The organism is Reichenbachiella sp., from assembly GCF_033344935.1.
In the GTDB taxonomy this organism is placed as follows: Bacteria; Bacteroidota; Bacteroidia; order Cytophagales; family Cyclobacteriaceae; genus Reichenbachiella.
Genome location: NZ_JAWPMM010000001.1, coordinates 930,923 through 943,985 on the forward strand (window position 1 = coordinate 930,923; position 13,063 = coordinate 943,985).

Here is a 13,063-nt window from a genome sequence, read left to right on the forward strand (position 1 = left end):
TTTTATTATTGCTGCCTTTGCTGCTTTAAGATAATCAAAATATCTAAAACTAATACTTACCTTTGCCGACTATGCAAGAGGAACCATTAGAAGAAGATTTATACGAACATCACAGAATAGTAGCCGATCCGGGACAAGAAATTTTGCGATTAGATAAATTTCTTATGGATCGTTTGCCAAATGTAACACGTAATAAACTGCAAGCTGGTATAAAGGATGGTTTCATCAAAGTCAATGACAAGGAGATCAAACCAAACTACAAAGTGCATCCTGGAGATGTGGTAATTGTAGCACTACCTGAGCCACCAAAGGATACGGATATTGTTCCAGAAGATATTGATATTAATATCATTTTTGAAGACGATGATTTGCTCGTGGTCAACAAAGAACCCGGGATGGTAGTGCATCCAGCTTATCAAAACTGGTCAGGCACTTTGGTAAATGCATTGGCTTATCATTTTAACAACTTACCTACCATGCCCAATAATGATGGTCGCCCCGGGCTCGTCCATCGTATTGATAAAGACACTTCTGGCTTACTTGTCATTGCAAAAAGTGAAAAGGCTATGACAAGCCTGGCCAAACAATTTTTTGATCATAGTATCGAAAGAACGTATTATGCCTTGATATGGGGTGAGCCAGAAGAAGACAAAGGCACGATCGATGTAAATCTGGGAAGGAGCTTGAAAGACCGAAGAGTAACAGCAGCATTTCCAGAAAACGACCATGGAAGAAAAGCCATCACACATTACAAAGTCATCAAAAGGTTGCGATATGTATCGCTAATCCAATGCAATTTGGAAACGGGTCGGACTCATCAAATTCGAGCCCATATGAAACACATTGGTCATCCACTTTTTAATGACGTAACCTACGGTGGAGATAAAATATTAAAAGGTACCACTTTCACCAAATACAGGCAGTTTGTTGAAAACTGTTTTAAAATAATTCCTAGACAAGCACTACACGCAAAGTCTCTAGGTTTTATTCATCCAACCACTAATAAATTTGTTCAATTCGACTCTGAGTTGCCCCAGGATCTCCAAGAAGTGATTGCAAAATGGGAGCACTATGTCAATCACATAGATTAAATGATTGTAATTAAGTATCTCTGGTATTATTCCTTTTGGTTAATTGTAAGAATTGGCTTGCGATTGTACTACAGCAAAGTCAAAGTGACGGGCTTAGAAAACATTCCGAAAAACACACCTATCATTTTTGGGTCTAATCATGAAAACGCTTTCATCGATGCGCTTCTAATTACTACAAGTAATACACGATTTGACCATTATTTGGTAAGGGCTGGTGTGTTCAATAACCCGATTGCAAAGGCATTTTTCAATTCGCTCAATTTAATGCCAGTATATCGAGCACAAGATGGAGTAAATCCCCTGGAAGCCAACAAACAAATCTTTCGAGCCTGCTTCGAGGCACTGGCTAAAAAATATGCGGTCATGCTTTTCCCGGAAGGAGAGCATAATATGAGGAGACATAAAAGGGTGTTAAAAAAAGGCATTAGTCGTATCGCATTAGGAGCGGTCAACTTTGAAGGTGGAGCGCAAGAGGTTTCGGTTGTTCCTGTTGGCGTTAACTATTCCGACCACATGGGATTTAGATCTACAGTCCATATTGTTTTTGGAGAACCCATTGTTGTGAAGAAGCAAGAAGAAAATGCAGAAAACTACAACAAGCTAACAGCTCAATTCACAGAAGCCTTGAGTCAGGTGCATGTCTCTTTGGATAGAAAGGAATATGCTGGACTAGATGCTATTTTCTTCCATGACCAAAAATCGCATGAATTAATTAACCCGGATATAATCAATTCGGCTGCGGGAAAACTATCTGATCGGACTGAAGAAGTAAACGAAATTGCGGAGCAAAAAAAGAAGCTGGAGGAAAAAGGGCTGTCTTTTCCTTTTAGACCAATTTCTTCGAGTGAGAAGGCAATTGTGTTTTTGATATCGCCTTTGGCATTGATTGGTTTGATAGTCAACTTGCCTGTGTTATTACCAGTTTACTTATTTATAAAAACTAGAGTAAAAGAAGCTGAATTTGTGGCTTCGTTGAAATTTGGATTTTCACTACTAGGATTCTGCATTTGGTGGTGGTATCTTGGAAATTGGGCTTATGATTATTCATCACAATGGACCGTTGCAGCAATAAGTGTTGGCCTTTGCTTTATATGCTTAGTTTCTCTGAATGGCTTCGTCAGGAAATGGAAAAGGTACCAATTGACCCGATTACTATCTTCAGATGAAAAAGTCAAAGCGATGTATAGTGCTTTCGTTGACCGAGTGGACGGGGTCAGAAAAGAGTTATTCTAGAACAGCTGAAGCAAATCTTTGCTTGTCGTGTAGATCTTTATAAATCTTTGGTTCGCTATAACCATGATGCTGAAAGAGCAATAGGGTCTCCTTGCCAAATTGCTCATTGATTTCGAAAAATAGTACCCCTCCTTTTTTTAAAGCTTTTTTGGCCTTTTCCATAATGGTCTTGTAAAATATCAACGGGTTTTCATCTGGAACAAATAAGGCTAAAGCTGGCTCAAATTCTAACACATTCTTCTTCATTTGTTGCTTCTCTTGGTCCATCACATAGGGTGGATTGCTCACGATGAGGTCCAAATCTTTATGTGGAATTTCATCTTCAAGAATGTCTAACGGAGAAAAAACAGCATGGGCTTTTAGTTTTGAAGCATTGTGCTGTGCAATTTGTAGTGCTTCATGACTAACATCATATCCGACAATCTGAGAGCCTTCAATGGATAAAGCCAACGAACAAGCAATGCACCCTGAGCCTGTGCCGATGTCAGCCATCTTAGGGAGGTCCCATTTCCTGTAATTGCTAATGATTTGAATTAGGAGTTCCGTTTCCTGACGTGGAATCAATACATTTTTATCAACGTAAAAAGTGTTTCCGTAAAAATCAGCTTCTTTGAAGATATACTGGATTGGTTCATTATTGAGTAGTCTCTGAACAATCAGGGCATAATTTTTTAGTTGAAGAGCATCTGGTAAAAATGGATGGTTCACTATGATGTCTGTCTTCGAAAGTTTGAATATTTTTTCTAATACGATGTAAGACAATGCTTGACTTTCCTGGAGTCCAAAAACCGGGATCAGTGGCGTTACTGTTTTTTGAAAGGTGTGTTTAGGAATGTATTCCTGCATGAAACAAAAATACTTAAAGAGTGTAAATTTGATTGCTCTAAATAATGGAAAGAAGAACTTCAGTTTAGAAAGTGAATTCGAATGAGTAATACTTGACAGAATGAGTAAATCAAAAGACGAAATATACATGCAACGTGCCTTGGAATTGGCTGAAAAGGGCTTAGGAGTTGTAAGCCCTAATCCAATGGTCGGATGTGTGATTGTGCATGATGATAAGCTGATAGGTGAGGGGTGGCATGAAAAGTATGGAGAGGCTCACGCAGAGGTCAATGCAATCCGCAAAGTGAAGGATAAAAAGCTTTTAAAAGAGTCGACCGCTTATGTGACCTTAGAGCCATGTGCCCATTTCGGAAAGACGCCTCCTTGTGCTGATTTGCTTGTCAAGCATAAGTTGAAGCGTGTAGTCATTTGCAATCAGGACAGTTTTCCTTTGGTGAATGGAGGGGGAATTGCCAAGTTAAAAGAAGCGGGAATAGAGGTGGAGGTTGGAGTACTTTCTGAGGAAGGCAGAAAACTCAATAAAAGATTTTTCACCAGAGTGGAAAAACAAAGACCCTATGTTATCCTCAAGTGGGCACAGACTGCTGACGGATTTATAGCTAGAGAAAACTATGACTCTAAATGGATCAGCGGAGAGCAATCAAGAAAATTGGTGCATAAATGGCGATCTGAAGAAGATGCCATTTGGGTAGGAACTAACACCGCCAAACACGATAACCCAAAACTAAATGTCAGAGATTGGGATGGAGAAAACCCTATCCGATTAGTGATAGACAAACATTTAACCTTGAGTTCTGATCTACATCTATTCGATCAAGAAATTCCAACGATATGTTATAACCTAAAGAATGAGGGCAAGGAAGAGAATTTGGAGTGGTTGAGGGTGAGAGAAGATAAACTGTTGGATGATATTTTTATCGATATGCGACAGCGAGGCATCCAATCTGTCTTTGTAGAAGGAGGATCATTCTTAATTCAATCCATTATTGATCAGGGGTTGTGGGATGAGGCGAGGGTGTTTACCAGTAAAACCAAATTTGAAAGTGGCATTCCTGCACCGATTATAAAGTGCGAGAAAACCGATTGTTTTGAAATTGAAAATGATCAGTTGGACATTTATTTCTGTCAGTAGTATACCAGATTATCTAAATAACTGAATGTCATAAATGCCCTGCATAAGTAAAAAATGTTTGTCTAAAGTGAATAGTTCTAGTTTATTCTCTAATACTTGCTGCAAAATGATAATGTCTGGGATACCTACTTTATTAATGCCATTTTGCAAATTCAGTAATTGATATTTTCTAATAATCTCCCAATCAATATTGAGAGGAATAGTAGGGAGAGCCAACATCCCTTCAATGATATCTTGATTATTTTGTTTTTGAAATATTGGTAAAAGCTCCGTTAAGATTAATTCATTGGTACATGCCAGGTTTTCTTGAATGAGTTGTTCTAATTTGTCGTTTCCTTTTTTGAAAAATTCAATCCAAACTGAACTATCAACAAGTATCATCATTGAGTTTAATTTCTACCTCTAAGGGTATTAAGGTCAATATCCAAATCAACTTTCCCCTTATATGTTAGGAGCTTAAGGCGTCGCTCTTCTTGAATGATTTTCTCTAAAGCAGATTTAACAGCCTGACTTTTTGTTTTAGCCCCTGTAATTTCCATTACCGCTTTAATTAATTCCACTGGAAGGTCTAACGTTGTTCTCATTGTTGCATCAATTATCATGTAAATATACGTAAAAATTGATGCGTTATGTTTTTATAAAAGCACTAGCTTCAAAACCAATATTAAAAAAAGCCTTTCTGATCTTCATCAGAAAGGCTTTCAATTTGTGTTTTTCAAAGTAGATCAACTACCGCATCCTACACATTCGAATTGTGAATTAGCCTCACCTTCTTTGTCGTTAGCAGGAATGAAGTTTTTGTTCTCTTCTTTAGAAACTGTAAACTTGATCGCATCTGCTGCTGCTTTAGTTCTCAAGTAGTACATTCCAGTCTTCAGACCTTTCTCCCATGCGTAGAAGTGCATCGATGTCATTTTACCGAAGTTAGGCTCTTGCAAGTGAATGTTTAAGCTTTGGCTTTGGCAGATGTATGCGCCTCTATCAGCAGACATGTCGATGATCGACTTTTGAGATATCTCCCAAACCGTTCTGTAAAGATCCTTGATGTCTTGTGGAATTTCTGGAATGTTTTGGATTGAACCATTCGCCTGCATGATTCGGTTTTTCATGCTATCATCCCAAAGATTCAGAGCAATCAAGTCTTTCATCAAGTGCTTGTTTACCACGATGAATTCACCAGACAATACTCTTCTGGTATAAATATTAGAAGTGTATGGTTCAAAACATTCGTTGTTACCTAAAATCTGCGAAGTAGAAGCGGTTGGCATCGGAGCCAATAGCAAGGAGTTTCTCACGCCATGTTTTTTCACTTCTTTTTTCAAGCTGGTCCAATCCCACCTTTCAGAAGGAGTTACATTCCACATATCATATTGGAAAATTCCTTTTGAAACAGGAGAGCCTTTGAACGTTTCGTAAGCGCCTTCAACTTTAGCGATATCCTTCGAAGCAGTCATAGAGGCGAAATAGATCGTTTCGAATATTTCACTGTTCAATTGTCTGGCTTCTGGAGAATCAAATGGCATTCTCATTTGAATGAATGTATCAGCCAATCCTTGTACACCAATTCCGATTGGACGGTGTCTCATGTTAGAGTTTTTCGCCTCTGGCACTGGATAGTAATTGACATCAATTACTTTGTTCAAGTTTTTAGTAATCACATAAGTGATATCGTACAACCTCTGATGATCGAATAGGCCATCTTCAGTCACGTACATTGGCAATGCGATTGAAGCCAAGTTACAAACGGCTACCTCATCAGGAGAAGTATACTCCATAATCTCAGTACACAAGTTAGATGACTTGATTGTACCCAAGTTTTTCTGATTCGACTTCTTGTTGGCCGCATCTTTGAAAAGCATATAAGGTGTACCAGTCTCAATTTGAGATTCTAGCACTTCAAACCACAAGTCTTGCGCCTTGATGGTCTTTCTGCCTTTTCCTTCTGCTTCGTATCTTTCATATAGCTTCTCGAATTCGTCCCCGTAGGCATCAGCCAATCCAGGACATTCGTTAGGACACATAAGGGTCCAATCGCCATTTTCTTTCACTCGTTTCATAAACAAGTCTGGTACCCATAGGGCGTAGAACAAGTCTCTGGCTCTCATCTCTTCTTTACCATGATTCTTTTTCAAATCAAGGAAATCGAAGATGTCAGCGTGCCAAGGCTCAAGATAAATAGCGAAGCTACCTTTTCTCTTCCCACCACCTTGATCAACATACCTGGCTGTCATGTCGAAGTTTCTCAACATCGGCACGATACCGTTAGATACGCCGTTAGTTCCTTTGATGTAAGATCCTGTTGCTCTTACGTTGTGAATGCTAAGTCCAATTCCACCAGCAGATTGAGAGATTTTTGCTGTCTGCTTCAAAGTATCGTATATCCCGTCGATACTGTCGTCCTTCATTGTTAAAAGGAAACAAGATGATAATTGTGGTTTTGGTGTACCTGCATTAAATAATGTTGGAGTAGCATGCGTAAACCATTTTTCAGAGAGTAGGTTGTACGTTTCTATCGCTGCCTCAATATCTTCTTTGTGAATACCAATGGCTACACGCATCAGCATGTGCTGTGGTCTTTCTACGATTTGCCCATCTAGTTTCATCAAGTACGAACGCTCCAAGGTTTTGAAACCAAAGTAGTCGTAGCTAAAGTCTCTATCATAAATGATAGAAGAATCTAGTAGCGCTGCATTTTTCTTAATGATACCATATACATCGGTAGCTAAAAGCGAAGCATTTTCTCCAGTCTTAGGATCGATGTACGTGTATAGTCTCTTCATAGTATTTGAAAAAGACTTACTTGTGGTCTTGTGCAGGTTAGAAATGGCAATTCTAGCTGCAAGTTTGGCAAAGTCTGGGTGAACAGTTGTCAGCGAAGCAGCTGTTTCAGCGGCCAAGTTATCCAGCTCTACGGTGGTTACTCCATCATAAATTCCAGAGATCACTTTCTTAGCGATATCAACTGGCTCAATGAAGTTGGTGTTAAGTCCGTAGCAGAGCTTTTCTATTCTGGCGGTGACTTTGTCGAATTTGACGGATTCTCTCCTTCCGTCTCTTTTTAGTACTAACATAAGGCAAACAGGTTATAAGTATTAGGGATATATACGTATATAATATTTTTAAAAATCTTCGTCCAAACTAAATTTCTGCGAGTCGTCACTGGCATCTTTCATGACTCCTGCTTTCTGATATTCTGCCACTCTCTTTTCAAAGAAATTTGTTTTTCCCTGTAGGGAAATCATTTCCATGAAATCAAATGGGTTCGTTGCATTGTATTGTTTAGAGCATCCTAGCTCTAGCAATAATCTATCTGCTACAAACTCGATATACTGACACATCAATTCTGCATTCATTCCAATAAGCTTCACTGGAATCGCGTCAGTCACAAATTCTTTTTCTATTTCTACCGCATCGATGATGATTTTTTCAACAGTATCTGTTGGCAACTTATTGATCAAGTGATCATTATATAATAAACAGGCAAAATCACAATGCAGTCCTTCATCTCTAGAGATCAATTCATTTGAGAAAGTCAAGCCTGGCATCAAGCCTCTCTTCTTCAACCAGAAAATAGAACAGAAGCTACCAGAGAAGAAGATCCCTTCTACAGCAGCGAATGCAATCAGTCTTTCAGCAAAAGAACCATTGTCGATCCATCTCAATGCCCAGTCGGCCTTTTTCTTCACGCATGGGATCGTTTCTACCGCATGAAATAATTTATCTTTTTCCTTATTATCCTTAACGTATGTATCTATTAATAAAGAGTATGTTTCGGAGTGGATATTTTCGATTGCAATTTGGAAACCGTAGAAAAACTTAGCTTCTGTATACTGAACTTCTGACACAAAGTTCTCTGCTAAGTTTTCATTTACGATACCGTCACTGGCCGCAAAGAAGGCTAATACATGGGTGATAAAATGACGCTCGCCGTCATTAAGTCCCTCCCAGTCTTTAAGGTCCTGACTGAGGTCTATTTCTTCGGCAGTCCAGAAGCTAGCTTCAGCTTTTTTATAGAATTGCCAGATGTCATCTTTTTCGATGGGAAAGAGTACAAACCTGTCCTTATTTTCTTTAAGTATAGGTTCGTCCTGTGAGATGTCTTTTGCCATTTTTCTTTACTTCATTTCTTTTTGAAAAGGACAAATAATAGTCGTGACTAATGAAACTGAAGCCAGTCATTATTCGCCTTTTTCGTGCCCTACGCAAGGTAGGACGGTGGTGTTCATTTCTCTATTGGATTACTTGTTCGTTAGTGTGTCGAGTCCTTTGAACAAGCAGTACAAATATGAAAAAAAGAAGGTAAAAAGACAAGGCCGAAATGGGGTGTAAAAGGTGATTTGAGAGGGAATAAAAAAAACATTTAAATGCTTGAAGGATAGTGTGTTGAAAGCATTGATTTTAAACCATAACTTCTATTCATTTGCGCTTGAATCAGGGATGTAAAAAAGATGATTTTTTTTTATTTTTTTATATCGACTAAAATGCTATTGAAAGGGTTTGATTTCTCTCAGATAAATTTTACTTTTGCAAACCAATTTTTAAAACTGGATTTATTACAAATTATGTACGCAATAGTTGATATAGCCGGTAAGCAGTTCAAAGTAACGCAAGATCAGTATGTTTACACTCCTCGTTTGGAGGGTGAAGCTGGCGCTTCCGTAGAGTTTGACCGTGTATTGTTGATTGACAACGATGGAAAGGTCAAAGTAGGTGCCCCAACAGTGAAGGGTGCCAAGGTTTCAGGAAAAATCCTTGCTCAGGAGAAAGATGACAAAGTACTTGTCTTCAAGAAAAAGAGAAGAAAAGGATACAAGGTGAAAAATGGCCACAGACAGTCATTGACTAAAGTTTTAATCGAAAATATTAAATAATATAATACCATGGCACATAAGAAAGGAGCAGGTAGTTCGAAAAACGGAAGAGAATCCCATAGTAAACGATTGGGAGTGAAGATATTTGGTGGACAAGACATTGTTGCTGGTAATATCATCGTAAGACAAAGAGGAACGCAACACCATCCAGGAGAAAATGTTGGAATGGGGAAAGACCACACTTTGTTTGCATTGACAGACGGTGTAGTTGAGTTCAAAAAAGGAAGACAAAACAGATCTTTCGTATCAGTAGTTACTCCTGAAGCGAAGGCTTAATTAGTCTGTTAAAAATATAAAAGAGCCATCTCGGTAAACGGGATGGCTTTTCTTGTTTCTAGTATTTGGTACTAGACGGCATCCTCTTCTAGCTTTCTCAAGTCGAATTCCTTTAAAAATTTTTGAGCTTCATTTGTATTTTGGAATTCAAAATTTTTGATCTGTCCGTCTGTAGTGTGGATATCTAATTTGACAAGCGCTACGCGCGGACCGTCATTCAAGGGGTCTTCTACAAACTGAGTGGCTTCTGTAATTTTAAAGTCACTGGCTGATTTTTGCTTAGACAGCTTGACGGTTCTTCTCTTAATACGCTTACAATAAGAACATTTATAATGCTTAATTAATTCACCTTCCTGATCTTCAGTAATCTCTTGAGTAATTTCTTCTTTTTCAAGGCGCAAAGTTTGGAACCCGCAGCGGTCACATTCCATAGCATGTAGACGTCCTTCATATTTCTCAATATGAGTATCGCCCGTTTCTACATCGATCCATACATCATAGTCTACAGAAAAAACATCTTCTTCAGCCTGCATGCCTTCATCCAAATATGCATCCTCTTCCTCTTCACTCAGAAGCTTCATCTTGTTGCCTGTTTTGGGGTTTACTCTAGGCTCATATCTGTATATTTTTAATCGTTTAGCCTGTTGTGTTGGATAGTAAAACTTTAACATAAGCAGTGCCACATACCCATAGAGTACCCCGATGCATAAAGAGATAAATAATCGAATCCAAAACCACAAGAAAGAGTGATTCAAGCCTTCTGCCTGATAAGTATTACAGATGAAAAATATTGCTGCGGCTATAGAAAAGTGAGCGCTTAATAAAAATCCATATTCACGTTTGCTCACCAAGTCGTACTTATCCTTGTATGCTTTGGTACTTGAGAGCTTTATTTTATAAAAGGTAAATATGATGATTCCTATACCGAAGAAAACTGGCGAAAGAATGTACATGGCCGTGCCCCATGTGGATAAAAAATTTACAATTGATTCACTCATTATTGATTTAGTATTAGTTGATTTATAGTAATAGTTAAGCCTTTGTTTTATGCAGGATTTAAATAGCTGATCCTATCTGCCTAAAGATAGAAAAAATTATATTCCGTCTTGATTCTGTTCACTTGATTTTAACATCATAGAAGGTGTGAACCTTTATATGTTCAATAAATTATTTGGTTTAATGATGGAATAATTGTTTTAAGTTGTTTCTTAAAAGAAGAGGCTTAAGGAAAGAAAATCAAACTTAATTATTTTCTATTCCAGAAATCGGTGTTGTTATTTTTAGCATTATAAGAATGTTAGGTTAGATTTGATTGTGAAATATAGAACACTATAAGTTTAGAATTCTTATAGGTATAGTTTGGATTATTTCAAGAGTACAAAGTAAATATAACGGTGAAGCAAAAAATCAGAAGTATTGTATTACTACTATGCTGTTTGAGTAGTTGTATTCAAATAGAAAATACAAATGATACACAGATAAAAAAATCTATAGTATCTGATGTGTCAAATTTGGGTGCGGAAGTAGTAGAGGAAACAGAGCATGAAGCAGTCTCACTATTAGGTACCAAGCTTTACCCACCAGATCTTCCTGAAGTTGTTCAAAAAAAGAGACAAGATCTGCTAACCATAGCTGAGGAAAATTTTAGTAACAATCCAGATAGTCTTGATAATATTATCTGGTATGGAAGAAGATTATCTTATCTGTATCAATATAAATATGCCATTCAAATTTACACGTTAGGTTTAAACAAGTTTCCAGAGTCATATAAGCTATACAGACACAGAGGACATCGTTATTTGACTATACGACAGTTTGACAAGGCGATTCAAGATTTGGAAAAAGCTGTTTTTTATTCTAGAAACTTACCGATTGAAATGGAAGCTGATGGACTTCCAAACAGAAGAAACATTCCTAGAAATTCAGTGCAATTTAATATTTGGTATCACCTGGGACTGGCTTATTATATGAAGGGCAATTACGATAAATCTGTATCCGCTTATAAGAAATGTATTTCAATAGCGGATAATCATGATATGCTTGTTTCGGCTACAGACTGGTTGTATATGACCTATAGGAAATTGGGAAATATACAGGCTGCAGAGGCTTTACTAGAGCCAATAAAACCTAAAATGAATGTGATTGAAAACTATGCCTATCACAATAGACTGTTGATGTACAAGGGATTAAAGAAGCCCGAACAATTGTTTAAACTAGGAGATGACCAGGAAATCTCCATCGATGAGGTAACACTAGCGTATGGAGTAGGTAACTGGTATTACTACAACGGAAACGCAGAACGAGCGGTAGATATTTTTGATCAACTCATGGATAGTCCTTACTGGATGGCATTTGGCTACATTGCTGCTGAAGTCGAGTTAGCCAATTTGAATACTGGTTCTTAACCAATCTCCACTTTTACATCATCACTTTCTGGGTGACCTACACAAAGTAGTACATAACCTTCTGCTTTTTCTTCATCGGATAGTCCGTCATCTTCATCCATTTTGATAGTGCCTTGCAGACACTTTCCTCTACAGGCGGTGCATAGTCCACTCTGACAAGAGTAAGGCATATCTATATTTCGATCCAAGCCAGCTTCAAGGATGGTTTTATTGGCAGGAACTTCGTAAGTGTACTCTTCACCTTCCAAAAGGATGGTAACTTCCTTAGCTCCATTGGCATCAGCAATAATGGCGCTTGGAGAGGTATTGCCAGCCACAAAGCTTTCTTTAAATTTCTTGTCTTCTGGGATTTTGAGTTCTTCCAGCGCTTCCCATACAATGTTCATCAACGGTTCAGGTCCACAGGTCATGAAAGAAAAGTCAGAATAACCCTCACCTTTCAATTCGGTAATAATCTCGGAAACCTTCTCCTTGGTCATATATCCCACTTGACCTGCCCATTCGGTAGGAGGTGTTTCCAGAAAATGAACAACATCTAGTCTTTCCTGATATTCTTTTTGTAGAGATTCAATGACGCTCTTGAAAATGATCGAATCAATATCACGATTGGCATATACAAGAGACACTCGGCTTTCTGGCTCGTTTTTCAACAAGGACTTAGCGATAGACATCAAGGGTGTAACTCCGCTACCTCCTCCAAAAAGGAATACTTGCTTTTTGTTTGAAGGAGCGATGTCCAAAACAAACGAACCCATAGGTTCCATAATTTGGATGGTGTCACCAGCTTTTACTTCATTATTGATATAGTTGGACATGATGCCACCATCAACCGCCTTTACCGTTACAGCAGGTAATTCCCCAAGCGATGGTGCGCTGCACAAGGAATAGGCTCTTCTCACCTTTTTACCATTGATAGTCAGGATCAAAGTAATGAATTGACCCGGTCGATAGTTCAAATCGCCACTTTCTGGCTGTTCGAACACTAAGGTAACAGCGTCATTAGTTTCTTTTACTACTTCCTTTACTGTCAAGTTAATATATCTAGAATCAGTATTCTCCTTCTTCTTTTTCTTCTTAAAAAAACCAAAAGCCATTTTATATCTTCTTTAAGGGTTTCTGCCCTGTGTTTGTAATCGTATTCTTGGAGAGGTAAAATTAAGTGCTAAATGGCTGTCGCCAAAATCATTTGATAGACTTAATTGATGAGCT

At 38.2% G+C, this 13,063-nt stretch carries 13 protein-coding genes; 6 read left to right on the forward strand and 7 right to left on the reverse strand.

Going from position 1 to position 13,063, the window contains the following annotated elements:
- Positions 1-71: 71 nt before the first annotated feature.
- Entirely contained in the window at positions 72-1,091 is a 1,020-nt protein-coding gene (locus tag R8N23_RS03995) for an RluA family pseudouridine synthase (protein WP_318170273.1), read from the forward strand.
- Positions 1,092-2,324 carry a lysophospholipid acyltransferase family protein gene (locus R8N23_RS04000; protein WP_318170274.1) on the forward strand — a complete coding sequence of 411 codons (1,233 nt, stop codon included), beginning with the start codon at positions 1,092-1,094 and terminating at the stop codon, positions 2,322-2,324. It abuts the gene before it with no gap.
- Here the strand turns inward: R8N23_RS04000 and prmC are convergent.
- Positions 2,316-3,170, reverse strand: coding sequence for a peptide chain release factor N(5)-glutamine methyltransferase (prmC, locus tag R8N23_RS04005; protein ID WP_318170275.1), 855 nt, complete (start codon positions 3,168-3,170; stop codon positions 2,316-2,318). The two genes, R8N23_RS04000 and prmC, sit on opposite strands and share 9 nt — an antisense overlap.
- Positions 3,171-3,270: 100 nt before the next feature.
- Here prmC and ribD point away from each other — a divergent pair, with 100 nt between their 5' ends.
- A complete protein-coding gene (gene ribD / locus R8N23_RS04010; protein WP_318170276.1) occupies positions 3,271-4,302 on the forward strand; it encodes a bifunctional diaminohydroxyphosphoribosylaminopyrimidine deaminase/5-amino-6-(5-phosphoribosylamino)uracil reductase RibD in 1,032 nt (343 codons plus the stop codon).
- A gap of 9 nt (positions 4,303-4,311) precedes the next feature.
- On the opposite strand, the gene R8N23_RS04015 is transcribed toward ribD, so the two are convergent.
- The 4 genes from R8N23_RS04015 to R8N23_RS04030 form a co-directional block, all read right to left on the reverse strand.
- Entirely contained in the window at positions 4,312-4,686 is a 375-nt protein-coding gene (locus R8N23_RS04015) for a PIN domain-containing protein (protein WP_318170277.1), read from the reverse strand.
- Between the two features lie 5 nt (positions 4,687-4,691).
- Positions 4,692-4,886: a type II toxin-antitoxin system VapB family antitoxin gene (locus R8N23_RS04020; protein ID WP_318170278.1), complete on the reverse strand. Its 195-nt coding sequence runs from the start codon at positions 4,884-4,886 to the stop codon at positions 4,692-4,694.
- 141 nt (positions 4,887-5,027) lie between these two features.
- Positions 5,028-7,373, reverse strand: coding sequence for a ribonucleoside-diphosphate reductase subunit alpha (locus R8N23_RS04025; RefSeq protein ID WP_318170279.1), 2,346 nt, complete (start codon positions 7,371-7,373; stop codon positions 5,028-5,030).
- 48 nt (positions 7,374-7,421) lie between these two features.
- A complete protein-coding gene (locus R8N23_RS04030; RefSeq protein ID WP_318173564.1) occupies positions 7,422-8,399 on the reverse strand; it encodes a ribonucleoside-diphosphate reductase small subunit in 978 nt (325 codons plus the stop codon).
- Between the two features lie 465 nt (positions 8,400-8,864).
- Here R8N23_RS04030 and rplU point away from each other — a divergent pair, with 465 nt between their 5' ends.
- Together rplU and rpmA are read left to right on the forward strand one after the other, a co-directional pair.
- Positions 8,865-9,173, forward strand: a complete 309-nt coding sequence (gene rplU / locus R8N23_RS04035) for a 50S ribosomal protein L21 (protein ID WP_084374000.1) — start codon at positions 8,865-8,867, stop codon at positions 9,171-9,173.
- A gap of 9 nt (positions 9,174-9,182) precedes the next feature.
- Entirely contained in the window at positions 9,183-9,449 is a 267-nt protein-coding gene (gene rpmA, locus R8N23_RS04040; RefSeq protein ID WP_318170280.1) for a 50S ribosomal protein L27, read from the forward strand.
- A gap of 71 nt (positions 9,450-9,520) precedes the next feature.
- Here rpmA and R8N23_RS04045 read toward each other — a convergent pair whose 3' ends face one another.
- A complete protein-coding gene (locus R8N23_RS04045) occupies positions 9,521-10,447 on the reverse strand; it encodes a hypothetical protein (RefSeq protein ID WP_318170281.1) in 927 nt (308 codons plus the stop codon).
- 396 nt (positions 10,448-10,843) lie between these two features.
- Here R8N23_RS04045 and R8N23_RS04050 point away from each other — a divergent pair, with 396 nt between their 5' ends.
- A complete protein-coding gene (locus tag R8N23_RS04050) occupies positions 10,844-11,854 on the forward strand; it encodes a tetratricopeptide repeat protein (protein WP_318170282.1) in 1,011 nt (336 codons plus the stop codon).
- On the opposite strand, the gene R8N23_RS04055 is transcribed toward R8N23_RS04050, so the two are convergent.
- Positions 11,851-12,948, reverse strand: coding sequence for a ferredoxin--NADP reductase (locus R8N23_RS04055; RefSeq protein WP_318170283.1), 1,098 nt, complete (start codon positions 12,946-12,948; stop codon positions 11,851-11,853). The genes R8N23_RS04050 and R8N23_RS04055 overlap by 4 nt on opposite strands.
- Between the last annotated feature and the right edge of the window lie 115 nt (positions 12,949-13,063).

Coding starts and splice junctions, on each gene's coding strand:
- R8N23_RS04055 (WP_318170283.1), bottom strand. CDS start 12,948: ATGGCTTTTGGTTTTTTTAAGAAGAAAAAGAAGAAGGAGAATACTGAT.
- R8N23_RS04015 (WP_318170277.1), bottom strand. CDS start 4,686: ATGATGATACTTGTTGATAGTTCAGTTTGGATTGAATTTTTCAAAAAA.
- R8N23_RS04045 (WP_318170281.1), bottom strand. CDS start 10,447: ATGAGTGAATCAATTGTAAATTTTTTATCCACATGGGGCACGGCCATG.
- rplU (WP_084374000.1), top strand. CDS start 8,865: ATGTACGCAATAGTTGATATAGCCGGTAAGCAGTTCAAAGTAACGCAA.
- R8N23_RS04000 (WP_318170274.1), top strand. CDS start 1,092: ATGATTGTAATTAAGTATCTCTGGTATTATTCCTTTTGGTTAATTGTA.
- ribD (WP_318170276.1), top strand. CDS start 3,271: ATGAGTAAATCAAAAGACGAAATATACATGCAACGTGCCTTGGAATTG.
- R8N23_RS04025 (WP_318170279.1), bottom strand. CDS start 7,373: ATGTTAGTACTAAAAAGAGACGGAAGGAGAGAATCCGTCAAATTCGAC.
- rpmA (WP_318170280.1), top strand. CDS start 9,183: ATGGCACATAAGAAAGGAGCAGGTAGTTCGAAAAACGGAAGAGAATCC.
- R8N23_RS04020 (WP_318170278.1), bottom strand. CDS start 4,886: ATGAGAACAACGTTAGACCTTCCAGTGGAATTAATTAAAGCGGTAATG.
- prmC (WP_318170275.1), bottom strand. CDS start 3,170: ATGCAGGAATACATTCCTAAACACACCTTTCAAAAAACAGTAACGCCA.
- R8N23_RS03995 (WP_318170273.1), top strand. CDS start 72: ATGCAAGAGGAACCATTAGAAGAAGATTTATACGAACATCACAGAATA.